We start from the raw sequence: 18947 nt of genomic DNA on the forward strand, positions 1-18947 counted from the left end.
CAGACCCCGCTCGTCCCGCACCACGATCGTCAGACCCGGCACCAGAAAAGCCGTCTGCCGCGCCCGCTGATACAGCGTCTCCAGCGACAGCTTCGCGTCCTTGAGGAAAATCTGGCGATCGGCCCAGTAGCGCACACGCGTGCCGGTGCGGTTCTTGGGCACGCGCTTGCCCTTGAGCAGGCCGTTGCCCGGGTCGAACGGCGAGTCGGGGCCCTGCTCGGTGAAGATGCCGGGCACGCCGCGCCGGAAGCTGATCGCGTGCGTGGCGCTGTTGCGGTCGACCTCCACGTCGAGGCGGGCCGACAGGGCGTTCACCACGGAGGCGCCCACCCCGTGCAGACCACCGGACGCCGCGTAGGAGCCGCCGCCGAACTTTCCGCCGGCGTGCAGCTTGGTCATGACGACCTCGACGCCCGAGAGCCCGGTCTTGGGCTCGACGTCGACGGGGATGCCCCGCCCGTTGTCACGCACCTCGACGGAGGCGTCGTCGTGCAGGATCACTTCGATGTGGTCGCAGTAGCCGCCCAGGGCCTCGTCGACGGAGTTGTCGATGATCTCCCAGAGGCAGTGCATCAGGCCGCGACTGTCCGTGGACCCGATGTACATGCCAGGTCGCTTGCGGACCGCTTCGAGGCCTTCGAGTACGAGCAGATGCCGAGCGGTGTAGTTGGAGCCGTCGCGGTCTGCCCCGCTCAGCAGCGCAGTGGACGGAACGGACGTCTCGGCGGTCACGCAGTTCGCTCCTCGCTGAATTTCAATTGCGCCCCTGTGGGTAAGGGGCCGGCGTCGGTCGCCGGTCAGAGGGTACCGAGGCCTGGTAGAGCCGTTGTAACGCCACCCTCGCGAATCCTCATGCTAGTCCAGCATCGCAAGCGTGTTCGATCCCTCGTGCGGGTGATGCGGATATCACGTTCCCATTCAGGCATGAACCATTTAGGCTCCGGGCACGTCCTCATGAACAACCGGCAACCCCGCCGGGAGGGCCAAACGAGACAAGCAACGCGAAACCCGTAAAGCTCCGCAATACGGCTCATTCGCCGCCAACCGGCAGCAGACAGCCACCTTGACCAAGAACTTTCGAGGAAAAGCCACGAGCGGGAACGTTTTCGGCCTGGTTGGATGTTGACCCTGGTACGACAGCTCGTCGAGCTAGAGAAGAGGCGACGTGACTACTGTTCTGACCCCCGCGAGCCCCCTGACGGCCGCCGACCGTTGCGACCGCTGCGGCGCACAGGCCTACCTTCGCGTAGTCCTGACCAGCGGCGGCGAACTGCTCTTCTGCGCTCATCACGGACGTAAGTTCGAGCCGGAACTGAAGAAGATCGCCGCTGACATACAGGACGAGACGGACCGCCTCACGGCGGTGCCCGAGTCCGCAGGCGACGAGGATCGCTGAGACCTCGCATCACGACGAGCCAGGGCCGGTCCAGGACCGGCGACGGGCGGTCGCTTCCCGTGCAGGGGAAGCGACCGCCCGTTTCATGCCCGCCCGCGGTGCGGGACGATCAGAGGCCCGAGGACCACGGCACGGCCGACATCCGGGTGTAGACGCCGGGGTTCTCCGCCTGCCCGCATCCGTTCCCCCAGGACACCAGGCCGATGAGCCGGCCCTGGGCCACCAGCGGCCCGCCGCTGTCGCCCTGGCAGGCGTCGTGGCCGCCCGCAGGATCGCCCGCGCACAGCATGGTGGACCGCAGGTACGTTCCGTCGGAGTTCGCCGGGTAGGCGCGCTCACAGACCCCGTCCTGGAGGACCTGGACCGGGGCCGAGCGCAGCGCCGTCGGATAGTTGCCGCCGCCCGTGGTGTCGCCCCAGCCGTAGACCGTGGCCCGCATGCCCGGCTGGTACCCGGGGTCCCCGGCCGGAGCCGGGGCGATCACGGAGGAGGCGGGCAGCGGACTGGCCAGGGTCAGCACCGCCAGATCGCCCGCGTTGGTCCCCGCGTCGTAGCCGGGGTTGATCCACGTGGCGCTCACCGCGATCTCCTGCCCCGCGTTCGACCGCAGCTCCGTGCGGCCCGCGATCACCTTGAGGTCCCGCACCCGCGACACGTCCACGCCCAGCACGTCACTGCGCAGGCAGTGCGCCGCGGTCAGGACCTTGGTGGGCGAGACCACGGCTCCCCCGCAGAACTGGCCCGCGCGCGTACCCCCGAACCGGTCACGGCTGGAGAGCGCCACCACCCAGGGGCTGTCGGAGATCCCGACCTGCTGCCCGCCGATGACGACCTCGTCGGCGGTCGCGGACGGCGGCGCGCCCAGGGCGGTGACCGCAAGGGCGGCCGTCCCCGTGACGGCTCGGGCGATCAAGCGGCGCATACGGTCTCCTGACTCTCGGTGACACAGGCACACCCAGAGTCATTCAGCCGACCGCGCACCGCACCCTCGGTGACGTACGACCGCGACCTAGTCGAGGTAGTCGCGCAGGACCTGCGAACGCGACGGGTGGCGCAGCTTCGACATGGTCTTGGACTCGATCTGGCGGATCCGCTCGCGGGTCACGCCGTAGACCTTGCCGATCTCGTCCAGCGTCTTGGGCTGGCCGTCGGTGAGGCCGAAGCGCATGGAGACCACGCCCGCCTCACGCTCGGACAGGGTGTCGAGCACCGAGTGCAGCTGCTCCTGGAGGAGCGTGAAGCTGACCGCGTCGGCGGGGACGACGGCCTCGGAGTCCTCGATGAGGTCACCGAACTCGCTGTCGCCGTCCTCACCCAGGGGGGTGTGCAGCGAGATGGGCTCACGACCGTACTTCTGGACCTCGATGACCTTCTCGGGGGTCATGTCGAGCTCCTTGGCCAGCTCCTCCGGGGTGGGCTCGCGGCCCAGGTCCTGGAGCATCTGGCGCTGGACGCGCGCGAGCTTGTTGATGACCTCGACCATGTGCACCGGGATACGGATGGTGCGGGCCTGGTCGGCCATGGCGCGGGTGATCGCCTGGCGGATCCACCAGGTGGCGTACGTGGAGAACTTGTAGCCCTTGGTGTAGTCGAACTTCTCCACCGCGCGGATCAGACCGAGGTTGCCCTCCTGGATGAGGTCCAGGAAGAGCATGCCGCGGCCGGTGTAGCGCTTGGCCAGCGAGACCACCAGACGGAGGTTGGCCTCCAGGAGGTGGTTCTTGGCGCGGCGCCCGTCCTCGGCGATGATCTCCAGCTCGCGCTTGAGCTTCGGCGCCAGCTTGTCGGCGTTCGCCAGCTTGTCCTCGGCGAACAGGCCGGCCTCGATGCGCTTGGCGAGCTCGACCTCCTGCTCGGCGTTGAGGAGCGGGACCTTGCCGATCTGCTTCAGGTAGTCCTTGACCGGGTCGGCGGTGGCACCGGCGACGGCGACCTGCTGAGCGGGAGCGTCGTCCTCGTCCTCGTCGGACAGGACGAAGCCCTTGCTCTCGCCCTCGGGCTCCTCTTCGTCACCCTTGCCGGGCGCGGCGTCCTCAAGGAGCTCGTCGCCCTCGACGACCTCTTCGTCGTCGCCCTTCTTGGCGGCGGTCTTCTTCGCCGTGGCCTTCTTGGCCACCGTCTTCTTGGCGGCGGTCTTCTTGACGGCCGCCTTCTTGGCGACGGCCTTCTTGGGGGCGTCCTCGGCCTCGTCGGCCGGCACGTCCACGGTCTCGGCCGGAGCCGCGGAGGCGGCGACGGTCCTGGTGGTGGTCACGGTCGTCTTGGCCGCGACCGTCTTGGTGGCGGTGCGCTTCGCCGGGCTCTTCGCTGCGACGCTCTTCCGTGTGCGCTTCGGTGATTCCGCGGCACTGACCATCAGCGTCACACCCTCTTCCTCGAGGATCTGGTTGAGGCTGCGCAGAACATTCTTCCACTGGGTCGGCGGAATCTGGTCGGCTTCGAAGGCCCGACGCACGTCATCGCCGGCGATCTGTCCATCAGCCTTTCCCCGCTCGATGAGCGCCATCACAGACTCGGACTCGGCGATCTCCGGCGGGAGCGTACGGGATGTGCTGGCCGACACGAACAACCTCTCGAAACGATGGAAAACGGCTTCCGGCCCCGCCCAGGATCGGGCCGGAGCCGACGACCACCGGCTGGGGATGTGCCGGGGGCGCGGGCTGAACCTCGGAGCTGCACAGCGCCACGCATGGCGGCTGTATTCCCTCCTCGGCTGTTACCTCTTAAGTCATCGCATGGTTCCGAGGAGTGTTACGGGCAATCTTCGTGGCCCGAGTCACACCCCAAAGGCGACTAAGGGGTCACAAGGGACGGATACCCCGTAATCGAGCGCGCCGGACCCCCTCCGAGATCCGGCGGCACAGCGTGTCCGGCGGAGGCCCGGGTCAGTGCTCACGCGGCGCGGGAACGACCCGCTCCACCTCCGGGTGGACGGTGAGCAGTTGACGCACGGCGGTCTCGGCCGCGATGGGGTCGCCGTTGGCGAGGGCGTCCACGATCCGCCCGTGGTGCGCGAGGGAGGCGTCCGAGGGGCGGTCACAGCCGGTGACCGGGGCCCCGGAGACCTGGAGCGCGGCCGAGACGATGCCGGAGAGGTGCTCCAGCATCCGGTTGCCCGCGAGCTGGATCAGCAGGGAGTGGAACTCGGCGTCGGCGCGGGAGAACGTGATCGCGTCCCCCTGCCCCAGGGCGTGGCCCATGATCTCCACCATGTCGCCGAGGCGCTGCTGAACGTCCTCGCGGCCGTGGCCCGCGGCCAGGCGCGCGGCGAGCGGCTCGATGGTCCAGCGCAGCTCGGCCAGCTCGCGCCGCTGGTCGTCGCGCTGGGGGCCGAAGGCGCGCCACTCGATGATGTCGGGATCCAGCAGGTTCCAGTCGCTGACCGGACGGACCCGGGTGCCGACGTTGGGCCGGGCGCTGACCAGCCCCTTGGCCTCGAGCACGCGCAGGGACTCGCGGACGACCGTGCGGGAGACCTCGAACCGCTGGCCGATCTCCTCGGGCACGAGCGGGCGGTCCGCGCCCAGGTCGCCGGAAACGATCATCTGGCCGAGCTGCTGGACGAGTTGACCGTGCAGACCCCGGCCCCGGCTGCCCGCCGCGCGCCGGCCCACCCGGCCGAGCTCCGCGTCCCCGCCGTCCCAGGAGGGGGTGCCGATCCGGTCGGACGGGCGCGCCTCCCCGTAGGGATAGCGGTCGAGTTCGCCCGGGGCGGAGAGGCCGGAGTCGGCGGTGCGGGCGGTCATCATGGTGTGCGCAAGGGTGCTCATGCACCCTTTGTCGGCGGGACCGCGGCACCCCTTGAGGTCTTTGGTGAAAAGCACACGAAAGGGTGATCACCGCCCACCCCGCAATTGACGCTTTATCGGAAAGAAGCGGGCATACCCAAGGGAGTTGTGGGCAGATCCTCGCTCTCTGGTCGCCAGCGGCTCACCAACGGGCCCTGGCACGCAGGCCGGTGACCAGGTATGCGCAGATCAGAACGGTGAGGGACAACGCGAGCGCGGCTCCGACCGGTTCGGCGAGCAGATGCAGGGCGGCGACGAGCCAGTGGTCGAACGCGTGCGGCCACCGCACCAACGCCAGGTCGCGCAGCCGGTCGGGGAGCCCGGCGGCCGAGCGCACCGAACGCCCCTCCACCGCCTTCCTCAGGAGCGGTACGACGAGGACCGGCACGGCCAGCACCGCCGCGAGGCCCGCGGTGGTGGCCCGGAAGATCCCCGCGGCGAGCAGCCCGGCCCAGGCACAGCCGACCGCGAGTCCGGCCCAACTGGCGCCCAGCGCAGGCCATTCGGCAGGCACCTCCGCCATGTCGCCCCCGTACACCAGCCGCAGAGTCTCATGGTCGACGGCGACCGTGAGGGCGGCGATCAGGAGGGCCACCGCGGCACTCACGGCGAGCTTGGCGCAGAGCAGGCCGAGCCGCCGCGGAACGGTGCCGCGGTCCGCGGCGAGCGCCGGATAGCGGTACTCGTCCCCGAAGGCGAGCGCGCCGAACAGGCCCGAGCCGAGCGCGGCGGGCGGCAGCGGAAGCAGCCCGGGCCAGGCGGCGAGGAGCCGCGGCAGCGGGGTGTGCCCGCCGCGGGCGAGCAGCACGGAGAGGACCGCAGACAGCGCCAGAACGCCCGCCGCGAGCAAGAAGGTTGTCCGTACGCCGAGGAGCCTGCGCAGTTCGTACCGCAGGGGGCGCAGCGGGGTGCGGGCGGGTCGGCGGGTGATGGGTGGTTGGGAACCACGGGGCGGGGCGGTGCGTTCCTGGGGTGGGACGGTGACGCTCGGGCCGGTGTCGCCGATCTCGTCCGCGAGCCGGTGCAGCAGCACGCCGTTGCGGAAGGCCGTCTCCCCGACCTCCGCGCAGCTGCTGCCGTACACGGACAGGTGGCTGCCGTCCTCGGCGACCACCTCCACGGAGCGCTGGGCGGCGCGTGCCTCGCGGCTGACCAGGTCGCCGAGGCGGGCGGCGTGCGGGGTGGCGACGGCGACGCGCGGCCGCAGCCGGGTGCGGGCGAAGGCGGTGGCGTCCTGGTCGGCGACGAGCCGGCCGCCGTCGATCGTGACCACACGGTCGGCGATCCGTGCCGCCTCCTTGGGGTCGGAGAACGTGCACAGGACGGTGCCGCCGTGGTCGGCGTGACCGCGCAACAACCCGTGGAGCCAGGCGATCTCGCGGGGCGAGAGGCCCTCGGCGGGCTCGTCGAGGAGGAGGGTGTGCGGGTCGCCGAGCAGGGCGGCGGCGAGGCCCAGGCGGCGGTGCATGCCGAGCGAGAGGGTGCCCAGGCGCTGGTCGGCGAGGCCGGAGAGGCCGACGACCTCCAGCATCTCGTCGGCGCGCGACACCGGCACACCGGCCACGGTGCACATCAGCTTGAGCTGACCCCGGGTGGTGCGGGCGGGGTGACCGGGCACGTCGCCGAGGAGGGTGCCCACCTCGCGGGCCGGGTGGGCGAGTTCGTGCATGGTGCGGCCGCGGAAGTAGGTGACGCCCCGGCCCGGTTCGAGTTCGAGCATCAGGCGCAGGGCCGTCGTCCGGCCCGAGCCCGGCGCGCCGAGCAGGGCGGTGAGCTGCCCGGGTCTCGCCTCGAAGGTGAGGTCGTCGACGACGGGCGGAAGGTCTCGACGGGGGGCGCTGGTGAGTCCGATTGCCTGGAGCATCGCTTCTCTCGCGGTAGGTGAGACCGCTCGGCGGCAGGGGGCGGGTACCGCAGCAAGATAACGCGACATTTAGGACTTTTGACGCAGGCCTGGGGCGATGCGCCCCCGGACGTCAGGCCTTTGGGCGTGCCGCGGCCAGGGCCGGTGACAGCCGCGCAGCGACAAGAGCCTTGCCCTGGCGAGTGGCACCGGGCGGCGAGGCCGCGTCCCGCCTCAGCTGTTGCGGGCGATCACCTTGTGGATCCAGCCCGCATAGGCGGGCGCGCTGGTGTAGAGCCCCGGGCCCTCGCTGCAGCGCACTCCCGGGGCACCTGGGCCGGAGGTCACACCGATGAGCTCCCAGCGCCCCGTCCGGTCCCGCTGGATCTGGGGGCCGCCCGAGTCACCGTGACACGCCATGGCCTTGGGCACCTGGCTGATCGTGCACAGGCGGGTGTGGTCCGCCCAGCCCGGCGCGCACTCGGAGACGGCACCCCTGCGCGTGTCGAGTTCCTGGAGCCGGTCGGGGAAGACCCACGGGACGTCGGGGGCGTCGTCGGTCCTGCCGAAGCCCAGGAGCCGGGTCGGGGTGCCGGGCCGGCCGGGCTTGTCGGCGATGCGGATGGGCTTCTCCGCGACGGGGCGGTTCAGCCGGAGCAGAGCGAGGTCGTCGCGGTTGAAGCTGCCTTCGCCGTTCCGGTACCCCGGGTGGGACACCGTCTTCGCCACCGACCGGACCGTGCCCCCGGAGTTCCTCCATTCACTGCCGATCCGCACGGTGCCGTCCAGGGTGACGAGCTTCGGGTCCACGCAGTGGGCGGCCGTGAGCACCCATTCCGAGTCGATCAGCGATCCCCCGCAGACACCCTTGCGCGTGGGGTCGTCCACCACGGTCACCGGGATCGACACCATGGCCGGGTAACGCTGCGTTGAATCCTTCCCGTTGACGATGGCTTGGGCGCTGCCGGACATCATGGCGGCGCACACGGTCCCGGCCAGCGCCACCGCGGCGGTACGCGCCACCATGCGACGCGAGGACTTCAAGCTGAACACTAGTTCTCCGATCGGGCGAGCATGTTCGACGTGCTCAGCCTCCGCGATCAAGAGGAACCGATCCATCCGGTCAGTGGCCCTGTCCGAGGTCCGGCCAGCGGGCCCATGGAAGGTAGGGAGGACCCCCGAAGGGCATGTTCCGCATCCGTTCGGCGCGGCAACCCGCCCCCCTGACCCGGAGTGCGCAGATCACCCGCACCAGGCCCAACTCCTTTGGATTCCAACGGACTTGGACCGGCTCGCCGCTTCTCGTCGTCCCGGCTTCAGACCTCGGGCCGCAGCATGGGCGGGTTGAGCAGCGTCGCGCCGCCGGCCCGGAACAGCTGGGCGGGGCGTCCGCCCTGCCGGGTCGTGGTGCCGCCGGCCGGGACGAGGAAGCCCGGGGTGCCGGTCACCTTGCGATGAAAGTTGCGCGGGTCCAGGGCCACGCCCCACACGGCCTCGTACACCCGGCGCAGCTCGCCGACGGTGAACTCGGCCGGACAGAAGGCGGTGGCCAGCGAGGAGTACTCGATCTTCGAGCGGGCGCGTTCCACCCCGTCCGCCAGGATCTGGGCGTGGTCGAAGGCGAGCGGGGCGGGCTGCTCGCCGTCCCGGCCGAATCCGCCCTCCTGGCCGAGCAGGTCCTCGACGGGGGCCCACCGCGCGCTGTGCGCGTCGCCGCCTGCGCGCGGCGCGGGCAGGTCGGGCGCGAGGGCGAGGTGGGCCACACTGACCACCCGCATCCGGGGGTCGCGCCGGGGATCGCCGTAGGTGGCGAGCTGTTCGAGGTGGGCACCGTTGGCGGGCGCCGGAGCCGACGGGTCCGAGGCGCACAGCCCCGTCTCCTCGCCGAGCTCCCTGGCCGCGGCGGCGGAGAGGTCCTCGTCGCCGCGGACGAATCCGCCGGGCAGCGCCCAGCGCCCCTGGAACGGTGGCTCCCCGCGGCGCACCACGAGCGCGCAGAGCGCGTGACGGCGCACGGTCAGCACGACCAGGTCGACGGTCACGGCGAAGGGCGGAAAGGCCGACGGGTCGTAGGGCGACATGCGGCGATCATAGTCGTCTGCCTGACGATAAACACTCCCTTCGACACCGCCGGACACTTCTTCTCCTGGCGCACCTCCCGGGGTGCCCATCCGGCTCACCCTCCCAACTGGAGCCACTCGGCGGCCTGCTCGACCATGGCGACGCCGAGCCTGCTGATCCGTACGGTGAACGGCGCCCCCGCCACACTGAGGCCCGCGAGCCGGACCGCGCCAAGCGGGGCCGACCTCATCGGGTGCAGGGCGACCGTTCCGGCCGGGGCGTCCGGGCGGATCCCGGCGAGGGTGGTCAGCAACTGGATGCCCGCCGCGGCCGCCACCGCCGCGGGGCGGCAGGCGGCCGGATGCGGAACGGGCGCACTGTCGGCGGTGCGCTGCTCCCCCGCGTACATCTCGGGCAGCCGGTGGCGGAACGCCTCCGCCGCGGCCAGGACGCCCCGCAGCAGGCCGACGGCCTCCTTCTCGTAGCCGGCCGCCGCCAGCCCCGCGACTGCCACGGCGCTCTCGTGCACCCGCACCGCCCCGGCCCGGTGTCCGAACGGGTTGTACCCGGGCTCCCGGACCGCGAGCCCGCGCAGCCCCCAGCCCGAGTCCATCGCGGGGCCACCGAGCAGCCGGGCCAGCTGCTCCGTCTGCACCTTGTCGAGCAGCCCGGGGGCGAGACGGCCGCCGCCGAGCAGCCCCGTGTCCAGCAGGTGGGCGGCGCCCGCGCCGAGCAGCGGCACCGGTCTCCCGTCGGCGGTGCGGCCGGCGGCGGGGCGGCCGCCGCCGAGGTCGTCCAGCCAGAAGTCCGCCCGGAACCGCTCCCTGAGCGCTCCGGCCCGTGCGATCCAGGCGTCTGCCCCGGGGCGCCCACACTCCCGCAGCAGCTCGGCGCCGAGCAGCGCGGCCCGGTGGACATGGGCCTGGGTCTCCGCGCGGACGAACCCGGCGGCCCCCGGACCCGTCTCGGCGAGGTAGCCGTCACCGTCCAGGGTGGCGGCCAGCCAGTGCAGACAGCGCTCCGCGGCGGGCAGCAGCTCGGTCACCTCCTGCTCGGGCAGCCCCCAGCGGCGCGCCTCCGCGAGCACCACCGGAAAGGCAAGGGTGGCTTCCACCCCCGTGCACCCCGGCGGCAGGTAGGGTCCCGCGTCCCTGAACGGGCCCGGAATGCGCCCCAACTCTGCCTCGGGACCTGGGAGTTGAGTGCGCGCCAGGGTGCGGAGAGTGGCCGCGGCGAGCCGGGTGGACAGCGGCAGCGCCATCCGCGCCGCCCACAGCGCCTCGGCAGGCGCCGCCCCGCACCGCCAGGGGACCCCGGCCGCCGCGTACAGGTCGGCCGGGCGGGCCGGGTCGCGGATCAGCAGGGCCCGGAGATCGTCGACGCTGTGCTGGAGCAGCGCCGCCACCCGCGGATCGTCCCCCTCGGCCCTGGCCTCCTCGGGTGAGGGCAGCGGGCTCGCGGCGTGGCCGGACGGGCGCACCGGCCGATCGCTGCTGACGCGCAACTGGATCGTGCAGGAGCCGCCCGGAGGCAGCTCCACGGCCCAGCGCAGCACCCCGGCGGAGGCGAGCGCGTCGGTCGGCGGCGGCTGGGCGGTCACCGCACTGTGGGCGCCGCCCGAGGCCCAGCGCATGCCCGAGCCGTGCACGCTGGCGGGCAGTTCGGGCCCGGCGCGGCCTGCCGCGACCGCGCCCAGCTCGGCCAGGTCGGTGCCGAGGGCGATCTCCACCGGGAGGCGCATCGGGCGGGCCGACGAACTACTCAGGGTGATCCGTTCGGTCCCGTCCGCCTGCCGGAGGCGCTCCACGGCGATCTCGGGGTCGGGGCCCGCGTCCGCCGCCGTGCGGACCACCGCGAGGAAGCGGGCCCGGTCGGCCGATATCGACCTGCCCTGGACGGCGATCGGGTCGCGGCCCGCCACTCTCAACTGGCAGCGGGACAGCAGCCGTCGGCCGTGCTGGTAGAAGCCTTCGAGGCCGTACCCGGTCAGCTGGCCGTGCTCCGGCGACATCGCGAGGCCGGGCAGCGCCACGCAGATCACCGCCGCGTGCACGGCCGGAAGCTCGCCGAGCGGCCCGGCCGCTCTGGGCGGAACCGGCCCCGGTGTGCTCACGGTGCTGCCGGTGCGGGGAGATGCGGTGGGCGCCATACGTACCCTTCTGCGTGGGCCGGGCGACGGAGGCAAGCCCGGACGGATCCCGCCGCCCACGCGGCGCGGCGCCCGGTGCCGCGCTGCCACCCAGGTGAACGTCATGGCCCACGACCGGGTCACGGACGGATCGCCCGCCCGCCTCCACCCCAGGGCCGTACGGCTCCCACTGCCACGCCTCACCCTCATCTCGCTCCCCTCCGATCACTTCCGCCCCGGCGCGCCTCGCCTCCACGCCCTCCCGACGCGCCAGCCGCACATCACCGTCGCCTCGGCCGCACACCGCCGCGTCGACCTTCCCCCGGATCCCTGTCCGGGCGTCTGTGTCCCGTCGCACCGGGCCGAACGGCGGCGCTTCTGTATGTCCTGTCCTGTCCGGCCGAACGACGGCGCCTTCTTCATGAGCCCTTCCGCTCGACCGGCTCTCCACCCCGGCGACGCACACGCGCTCGCCCATTCCCGGAGTTCGGACGGCGTGAGTCCACACGAGCGGAATCGGGACGACCGGGGTTGGGTCGAGTGGAGTCGGACCGAGCGGAGTCCGGTCGAGCCGGATCGGGACGTGTCGGCTCGGGGCGAGAGGACTCCGAGCTGCCGGAACTCCCGCGGCGTGACGCCTCGTTGGCGTTCGCCTGTGGCGACGCGGCCGGTGTCGTGCGGCGGGACTTCGGACGGGCTGCCCGAGGGGCGGACGGCTCCACCGGCCCTGGCGAAGCCTCGCACGCGGCGGCATGCCCGTCCTCGGACACGAGGGAGTCCGAACTCCGGGGTGCGGTGACGCGCACATCCTCCGTTGCGTCGGTGTGCGTCCCCTCGGTTGCGGCGGCCTGCGCACCCTCGGGCGCGAAGGCGGCCACCGACCCGGCCGCGGAGGTCTGGGCATCCCCGGCCGCGGCCTCGACAGCACCTTCGGCCACCGTGGCATCCGCCTCCGCCACCGCGGCGAGCTCCGGGGATTCCACCGTGCCCCCGGCCGGAACCCCATCCCTCTGCTCGCCCTTGGGGGCGGCCGGTTCCGCAAGCCTCGCGGCGCGCTCCTCGCGCAGGCAGATGCGCAGGTCCTCCGGGTCGAGGCCGCCGTTGCAGGCCTGGTGAAGCAGCCGGGCGAAGCGGTAGTCGGGGTCGGCCCGCAGGGCGAGGCTGAAGGCCACCCTGGCGTGGGGGTCGTCGCCGGTCGACCAGGAGACCCAGCCCGCCAGGGTGAGCAGCGCGGCGGCGTGGTCGCCGTACGGGCCGACGCAACGGCGGGCCAGCGCTCGCCACAGGCGCAGCGCGGGCCCCGCTTCGGCCCCCTCCATCCACTCCGCCGCCCAGTCCCGGGTCGTGCGGTCCTGGAGGCCGAGGATCACGGCCGCCGCCTCGTCGTGGGCGATGAGTCCGTCGTCCTGGTCGTCCTCCGCGTTCCTGCCGACAAGCAGCGTGCCCGTCCCCCGCCTGCCCGCGGGGACGAGGTCGGGACCGCGGGTCGGAGCGGGTGCCTCCGCGATCCGGCGCATGAGACGGGCCGCCAGGTCGAGCGTCTCGTCCGCCACGGTGCGCCGGTCGCCCTCGCTGAGGATGCGGGGGAACATCTCCGCGGCCGCGGCGTCCAGGGCCCGCTCCTGCTCGGCCGCCGCCTCGGTCACCCACGGCGCGAACCGGGCCTCCATCTCCCGCAGGGAGCCCCGGACTTGGATGCCCGCGTAGGTGGCGGCGGCCGCCATGACGGACGTGCCCGGCAGGGCCAGCACGCTGCCTTCCGGTGGACAGCAGCGGGCGTCGGGGCAGCAGTACGACCAGTAGCGCCCGTCGGAAATGCAGAGCGCTTCGAGTACGGGCACGTCGAGGACGCCGCACGCCGTGCGGAGCCGCTGGGCCAACGGCCGCAATCGCTCCATCACTTCGTGCCCACTGCCGCCACCCGACGGGTCCTGGCAGAGGAAGACGACAATTCCGTCGGGCCGTTGACCGCGCCGCTCGCTTCCGGTGACCAGACAGTCGGCGAGCTGATCGGAGATGTCCGGCCACTCCTGGGGCGAGGCGGGCAGCCCCACCCTGACCCGGCCCCCGAACCGTCCGCTCTCGCCGTGCAACGCGACCAGCACGACCGAGTCGGTCGGATAGAAGCCCATCAAGTACGGCAGCGCGTCCGCCAGTTCGGCCGGACCGCGCAAGGTGATCCGGGGCTCGCCCGCCGAGCCGTGGGATTCGGATGAGGGGGCCTCGGGTTCATGGGCCTCCGAGTGGCAGGATGCGGCATCACTTGGCCCGAGGCCGGTGGTCTCGAAGCCGCGGGATTCGGCCTCGCGGGATTCGCAGTCGCGGGGTTCGGGATTGCAGGGTTCCGATTCGTGGTGTTCGCTCATGTCTCGCATGTCCCGAGGGTTTCGCGACCACGGGTCCCCTGCCACCCCTGTGGATAACGTTGTCCACAGGCCGAAGACGCCGGTCATACAAGTGCGACGGACGTGGCGCAGCCCCTCAACCGCGCCTCAGGAAAGGGCGCGTCGCCCAGGCCGGGACGGTGAGCCACGCCAGGGTGTCCTGCCCACCCCGCGCGACGGGTGAGGAACCCGCGCCGTTGCCGCCCGGGGCAGTCCGGCACCGATGAGCCGCCGCCACCACGTTGCGCGGAAGCGGCGCACAGCCCACCGACGACCTGACTCGGGCCCGCTGGAGACGGTCCCCCAGACCGACTCCGACCCGGGAGGCGGAGGTGCACGTCTCCCTCCGTGCGCAGACCGACACGGTCGTTCCCACACCGTCTCCATGCCGGTCGCGCGAGGGCCCGCGCGCCTCGGTGACCAGCGGGGGCGGCTGATCAGGAACGGTTCGTTCCGCGATTGTCGGACCCGTCCTGTTGTATGGGGGCATGGAGCACACGAGCAACGCGGAACTGCGCATGGAGGCCGACACGGTCCTCGCCCGTCTCGTCGGGGACGCCACCGGCACCGCGCGGCTGCGCGAGGACCAGTGGCGGGCCATCGAGGCGCTGGTCGCCGACAAGCGGCGGGCGCTCGTCGTGCAGCGCACCGGGTGGGGCAAGTCGGCGGTGTACTTCGTGGCGACCGCACTGCTGCGGGCCCAGGGCGCGGGGCCCACGGTGATCGTCTCGCCGCTGCTCGCCCTGATGCGCAACCAGGTCGAGGCGGCGGCCCGGGCGGGCATCAGCGCCCGGACGATCAATTCGGCCAACCCGGAGGAGTGGGACACCATCCAGGAGGAGGTCGCCGCGGGCGCGGTGGACGTGCTGCTGGTGTCGCCGGAGCGGCTCAACAATCCGGATTTCCGGGACAACGTGCTGCCGAAGCTGTCCGCGGCCACGGGCCTGCTCGTGGTGGACGAGGCGCACTGCATCTCCGACTGGGGCCACGACTTCCGGCCGGACTACCGCCGGCTGCGCACCATGCTGGCCGAACTGTCGCCGGGCGTGCCGGTGTTGGCGACCACGGCCACCGCCAACGCGCGGGTGACGGCGGACGTCGCCGAGCAGCTCGGCACCGGCGGCGGCTCGGACGCGCTGGTGCTGCGCGGCCCGCTGGACCGCGAGAGCCTCAGCCTCAACGTGCTCGCGCTGCCCGACGCGGCGCACCGCCTCGGCTGGCTCGCCGACCACCTCGACGAGCTGCCGGGCTCGGGGATCATCTACACGCTCACGGTCGCGGCGGCCGAGGAGATCACCGCGTACCTGCGCCGGAGCGGGCACACGGTCGCCTCGTACACCGGCAAGACGGAGAACGCGGACCGCCAGCATGCCGAGGACGACCTGCTGGCCAACCGCGTCAAGGCGCTGGTCGCCACCTCAGCGCTCGGCATGGGCTTCGACAAGCCGGACCTGGGCTTCGTCGTCCACCTGGGCTCGCCCTCCTCCCCCATCGCCTACTACCAGCAGGTCGGCCGCGCGGGCCGCGGTGTGGCGCACGCGGAGGTGCTGCTGCTGCCGGGCCGCGAGGACGAGGCGATCTGGAAGTACTTCGCGTCGGTGGCCTTCCCGCCCGAGGAGCAGGTCCGGCGCACGCTCGACGTGCTGGCGCAGGCCGGTCGGCCACTGTCGCTGCCCGCCCTGGAACCGCTGGTGGAGCTGCGGCGCACCCGACTGGAGACGATGCTCAAGGTGCTGGACGTGGACGGCGCGGTACGCCGCGTCAAGGGCGGCTGGACGACCACGGGCGAGCCCTGGGTGTACGACACCGAGCGGTACGCGTGGGTCGCTCGCCAGCGCGCCGCCGAGCAGCAGGCGATGCGCGACTACGCCTCCACGACGGGGTGCCGGATGGAGTTCCTGCGCCGCCAGCTGGACGACGAGCAGGCAGCCCCGTGCGGGCGCTGCGACAACTGCGCGGGCGCGCGCTTCACCGCGGACGTCTCCGGCGCGGCCCTGGACGTGGCGCGCGGCGAGCTGACCCGGCCGGGCGTGGAGGTGGAGCCCCGCAAGATGTGGCCCACGGGTCTCGCGGCGATCGGCATCGACCTGAAGGGCCGCATCCCGGCGGGCGAACTGGCCTTTTCGGGCCGGGCGTTGGGGAGGCTATCGGACATCGGCTGGGGCAACCGGCTGCGCCCGATGCTCGCGCCGGGCGCCCCGGACGGTCCGGTGCCGGACGACGTGGTGCAGGCGGTGGTGAGCGTGTTGGCCGACTGGGCGAAGGGGCCCGGCGGCTGGGCCTCGGGCGGTCCCGACGCACCGCCCCGGCCCGCCGGTGTGGTGACCCTGCCCTCGCGCACCCGGCCTGCGCTGGTCTCCTCGCTGGGCGCGCGGATCGCCGAGATCGGCCGGATGCCCCTGCTCGGCTCCCTCGCCTATGCGCCGGGGGTCGAGGGTGAGCGGATCGCGCAGTCCAACAGCGCCCAGCGGGTCCGTGCCCTGCACCACGCCTTCACGGTCCCGGAGCCGCTGGCGGCGGCGCTGGTCGAGGCCCAAGGGCCGGTGTTGCTGATCGACGATGCGTCCGACACGGGCTGGACGCTGGCGGTGGCGGCCCGGCTGCTGCGCCGCTCCGGGGCCAAGGGGGTGTTCCCCCTGGTCCTCGCGATCCAGTCGTGACCGCAGGGGTGGCCGGCGGTGCCGCTGGGCAGGGATATGAGTGCCATACCCGTCGATTCAGGTCAGCGTCGTCAATTGCTCGTTGCCGCCTGACCGCGCGGCGGCAAGAATTGGAGCCACCCCCGCACGGCCCCCCTGTGGTCCGGAAGGGCTGTGCCGTGGTGCGCCCTCACCCGACCCTGCCCGCTCTGTGGGCGCGTATCCGGAAGGGAGGACCGTGACCTTCGGATTCGCTCCGTCCGCAGCCTCGGCAGCAGCCTCCGCCCCCATGTCGGCCGACTCCGCGAACCGTCTCGGCAGGATTCTGGAACCCGCCGAGTGGGCCGCGGCCGGCATTCCGCTGCTGCGCAATCCCCGCGAGGTCGTCAGCGGGCTGCACGCCCGGCACCGGCCGACGCCCACGACCGCCGTCGTCGCGGTCCTGGACCACGAGGAACGGCTCGCGGCCAGCGCCTCGTTCGCGCGCCGCGCCGCACCGGCCGACGGCTGGGAGTTCCGCAACGCGCTGCTCGCGCACCTGCGCCGGGTGATCCCGCACGATCTGCGCCGCCGGGCCCCGGTGCGCACCGCCGTGCTGCTCTACTGCCGCGACGGCGACGAGCGCTGGACGGAGGAGGACGGCGCCTGGATGTGGGGTCTGCGCGACGCCTGCACCCTGCACGGGCTGCGCTGCGGCGCGTACATCACGCTCACGCGCGGCGGCTGGCAGGTGCTCGGCGAGGGGCGCGGCGGCCGCCGCCCCAGCTCGCTCGCCGGTCCGGGCTCCCTGGCCGAGGCCGAGTCCGAACTGGCCGAGCCGCTGCGGCTGCGCTCCGGCGCCGGCGCGGTGGAGATGCTGCGGCGCACGGCCGCGCGCTGAACCGTTCCGGCACAGCCACGGGCGCAATCCCGGGCCCGGCCTGATGGGGTCCGCCCGCCGCCCCGCCGGACGGATCCGGCCCGGGGCAGGGCGGCACGGCCTCTGGGCTTCGGGCTCCGGAGCGCTCGCCCCGGATTCCCGACCCGGTCCCGCGCGCACGGACCATCGTGCGCGGGGCCGAACTGGCTGCGTCGGTGCTCAGACTCCGGCGCCGAGCGCCGCGTTGATCCGCTGCGGGTCACCGCACACGATGAGCAGCGCCTCGGCGCGGGCCAGGGCGAGCGGCAGCGCGCGACCGGCGTCGTCGGCCGCGGCGTCGTTGACGGCGACGACGACCACGGGCCGAGCGGAGGCCCGGTCCACGGCGGCGGCACCGGCGTAGAAGACGTCGTCCCGGGCGTCGTGCTGGGCCCAGTAGGCGTCCTCGCCGAAGGACAGCTCGTGCGCCGCCCACGGGTGCGGCTCACCGGTGGTGAGGACCAGGATGTCGCCCGGCGCGCGGCCGGAGTCGAGCAGCAGGTCCACCGCTTCGCCCGCGGCGTCCAGCGCGCCCTCGGCCGGAGCCGGGATCAGCTGGATCTGCGGGCCGGACGAGGCCGGCGGCGGGGTGGGCGGGGTCTGCGCGGCGGAGCCGTGGGACCGCTGCGCGGGAGGCGTGGGCCGGGCCGGGCCGGGGCCCGGACGTCCGGGTCGCGGTGTGGCCGCGGAACGCGGACCGGGTACGGGGTGAGGGGTCTGCGCGGTGCGGCCGGCGGCCGGGGTGACGCGGGGACCCTGGGCACTCTCGTGAATCTGAGGCTCCTCGGGGATGAGAGGCATGAGTTGATGTCTATCAAATGCCGGTGAAGGCGTCACCGGCGGGTGGGCACAAAGGTGCGATCGGGGCGGAGTCTCCCCGCAACTGGGCGGGAAAGTCCAGGGATTTCAGGACGCGGGCCCGTACTTTCGCCCGTCCGCGAAGCGGACCGGAAGGCTCCGGGAACGGGGCCGCACCGTGCGGACAACGGACGGAGAACCTCCGGGACTCGGCCGTGATCCGGGTCAGAAGTCGAAGCCGAGCTGTCCCCCGCTTTCGAGTGCGGCCGCCTCCGCGGAGAGCCGCGTCTTCTTCAGGTGCCGCCACTGGGGCAGCGTGTCGAGGTACGACCAGGACAGCCGGTGGTACGGGGTGGGCCCCAGCTCCGCCAGCGCCGCCTTGTGCACGGGCGAGGGATACCCGGCGTTCTCGGCGAAGCCGAATCCCGCGTACTCCCCCTGGGCGCCCAGGAGTTCGGCCATCATCGCGTCCCGGCGCACCTTGGCGATCACCGAGGCCGCCGAGACCGCGATGCAGGACTGATCGCCCTTGATCACCGTACGGACCCGCCACGGCAGCCCGAGGTAGTCGTGCTTGCCGTCGAGGATGACCGCGTCCGGCCGGACCGGCAGGGCCTCAAGGGCCCGCACGGCGGCCAGGCGCAGGGCCTCCGTCATGCCCAGCTCGTCGATCTCCTCCGGCGAGGAGTCGCCGAGCGCGTAGGCGGTGACCCAGCCTTCGAGGACCGCGGCGAGCTCGGTGCGGCGCTTGGGGCTGAGCAGCTTGGAGTCGGTGAGCCCGGCGGGCGGGCGCCGCAGTCCGGTGATCGCGGCGCAGACCGTGACGGGACCGGCCCACGCCCCGCGTCCGACTTCGTCGACACCGGCGACGATCTTGGCCCCGGTGGTGGCGCGAATCGAGCGCTCGACGCTGTGGGTGGGTGGTTCGTACGGCATGGCGCCTGCAAGGTTACGCCGCCGGGTGCCGCCCGCGACACCCAGGTCCTCCAACACCGTCGGCAAGCCCCGCGCG

Annotated in this window: 14 protein-coding genes; 3 read left to right on the top strand and 11 right to left on the bottom strand. The window is 72.9% G+C overall.

Going from position 1 to position 18947, the window contains the following annotated elements; genetic code table 11:
• Positions 1-732 (bottom strand): ATP-binding protein (locus DT019_RS34400; protein ID WP_262985362.1); only part of this gene is annotated, 732 nt, incomplete at its 3' end.
• 433 nt (positions 733-1165) lie between these two features.
• Here DT019_RS34400 and DT019_RS34405 point away from each other — a divergent pair.
• Positions 1166-1396 carry a hypothetical protein gene (locus DT019_RS34405; protein WP_053725523.1) on the top strand — a complete coding sequence of 77 codons (231 nt, stop codon included), beginning with the start codon at positions 1166-1168 and terminating at the stop codon, positions 1394-1396.
• Positions 1397-1505: 109 nt separating this feature from the next.
• Here the strand turns inward: DT019_RS34405 and DT019_RS34410 are convergent, their stop codons facing one another.
• The 8 genes from DT019_RS34410 to DT019_RS34445 form a co-directional block, all read right to left on the bottom strand.
• The gene (locus DT019_RS34410) at positions 1506-2318 is read right to left on the bottom strand and encodes a S1 family peptidase (protein ID WP_114040922.1); all 813 of its coding nucleotides are present in this window, start codon (positions 2316-2318) and stop codon (positions 1506-1508) included.
• Positions 2319-2405: 87 nt separating this feature from the next.
• Positions 2406-3959, bottom strand: coding sequence for an RNA polymerase sigma factor (locus DT019_RS34415; protein ID WP_114040982.1), 1554 nt, complete (start codon positions 3957-3959; stop codon positions 2406-2408).
• A gap of 322 nt (positions 3960-4281) precedes the next feature.
• Entirely contained in the window at positions 4282-5166 is an 885-nt protein-coding gene (locus DT019_RS34420; protein WP_114040923.1) for a FadR/GntR family transcriptional regulator, read from the bottom strand.
• Between the two features lie 160 nt (positions 5167-5326).
• Positions 5327-7048 (bottom strand): ATP-binding cassette domain-containing protein, encoded by a 1722-nt coding sequence (locus tag DT019_RS34425; RefSeq protein ID WP_114040924.1) that lies wholly within the window; start codon positions 7046-7048, stop codon positions 5327-5329.
• A 213-nt stretch (positions 7049-7261) separates the two neighbouring features.
• Positions 7262-8146 (bottom strand): S1 family peptidase, encoded by an 885-nt coding sequence (locus DT019_RS34430; protein ID WP_114040925.1) that lies wholly within the window; start codon positions 8144-8146, stop codon positions 7262-7264.
• Between the two features lie 197 nt (positions 8147-8343).
• Positions 8344-9108, bottom strand: a complete 765-nt coding sequence (locus DT019_RS34435) for an NUDIX hydrolase (protein ID WP_114040926.1) — start codon at positions 9106-9108, stop codon at positions 8344-8346.
• 95 nt (positions 9109-9203) lie between these two features.
• Positions 9204-11237 (bottom strand): glycogen debranching N-terminal domain-containing protein, encoded by a 2034-nt coding sequence (locus DT019_RS34440; protein ID WP_114040927.1) that lies wholly within the window; start codon positions 11235-11237, stop codon positions 9204-9206.
• A 398-nt stretch (positions 11238-11635) separates the two neighbouring features.
• On the bottom strand, positions 11636-13591 hold the full coding sequence (locus tag DT019_RS34445; RefSeq protein ID WP_223279902.1) for a DUF4192 family protein: 1956 nt from the start codon (positions 13589-13591) through the stop codon (positions 11636-11638).
• 497 nt (positions 13592-14088) lie between these two features.
• Between DT019_RS34445 and DT019_RS34450 the strand changes: the two genes are divergently transcribed.
• Complete coding sequence (locus DT019_RS34450; protein WP_223279903.1) at positions 14089-16260, top strand: RecQ family ATP-dependent DNA helicase; 2172 nt, start codon at positions 14089-14091, stop codon at positions 16258-16260.
• Positions 16261-16477: 217 nt separating this feature from the next.
• Positions 16478-17119 carry a hypothetical protein gene (locus DT019_RS34455; protein WP_114040929.1) on the top strand — a complete coding sequence of 214 codons (642 nt, stop codon included), beginning with the start codon at positions 16478-16480 and terminating at the stop codon, positions 17117-17119.
• 198 nt (positions 17120-17317) lie between these two features.
• Here the strand turns inward: DT019_RS34455 and DT019_RS34460 are convergent, their stop codons facing one another.
• A complete protein-coding gene (locus DT019_RS34460; RefSeq protein ID WP_114040930.1) occupies positions 17318-17938 on the bottom strand; it encodes a hypothetical protein in 621 nt (206 codons plus the stop codon).
• 222 nt (positions 17939-18160) lie between these two features.
• Entirely contained in the window at positions 18161-18871 is a 711-nt protein-coding gene (locus DT019_RS34465; RefSeq protein ID WP_114040984.1) for a ribonuclease HII, read from the bottom strand.
• Between the last annotated feature and the right edge of the window lie 76 nt (positions 18872-18947).

The sequence above is a fragment of the Streptomyces sp. SDr-06 genome (genome assembly GCF_003324565.1).
GTDB lineage: Bacteria > Actinomycetota > Actinomycetes > Streptomycetales > Streptomycetaceae > Streptomyces.

What these genes read in the sequence shown, in the direction of transcription:
- DT019_RS34430 (WP_114040925.1), bottom strand. Translation starts at nt 8,146, where the DNA reads ATGGATCGGTTCCTCTTGATCGCGGAGGCTGAGCACGTCGAACATGCT.
- DT019_RS34420 (WP_114040923.1), bottom strand. Translation starts at nt 5,166, where the DNA reads ATGAGCACCCTTGCGCACACCATGATGACCGCCCGCACCGCCGACTCC.
- DT019_RS34460 (WP_114040930.1), bottom strand. Translation starts at nt 17,938, where the DNA reads ATGCCTCTCATCCCCGAGGAGCCTCAGATTCACGAGAGTGCCCAGGGT.
- DT019_RS34465 (WP_114040984.1), bottom strand. Translation starts at nt 18,871, where the DNA reads ATGCCGTACGAACCACCCACCCACAGCGTCGAGCGCTCGATTCGCGCC.
- DT019_RS34425 (WP_114040924.1), bottom strand. Translation starts at nt 7,048, where the DNA reads ATGCTCCAGGCAATCGGACTCACCAGCGCCCCCCGTCGAGACCTTCCG.
- DT019_RS34435 (WP_114040926.1), bottom strand. Translation starts at nt 9,108, where the DNA reads ATGTCGCCCTACGACCCGTCGGCCTTTCCGCCCTTCGCCGTGACCGTC.
- DT019_RS34440 (WP_114040927.1), bottom strand. Translation starts at nt 11,237, where the DNA reads ATGGCGCCCACCGCATCTCCCCGCACCGGCAGCACCGTGAGCACACCG.
- DT019_RS34450 (WP_223279903.1), top strand. Translation starts at nt 14,089, where the DNA reads ATGGAGCACACGAGCAACGCGGAACTGCGCATGGAGGCCGACACGGTC.
- DT019_RS34410 (WP_114040922.1), bottom strand. Translation starts at nt 2,318, where the DNA reads ATGCGCCGCTTGATCGCCCGAGCCGTCACGGGGACGGCCGCCCTTGCG.
- DT019_RS34445 (WP_223279902.1), bottom strand. Translation starts at nt 13,591, where the DNA reads ATGCGAGACATGAGCGAACACCACGAATCGGAACCCTGCAATCCCGAA.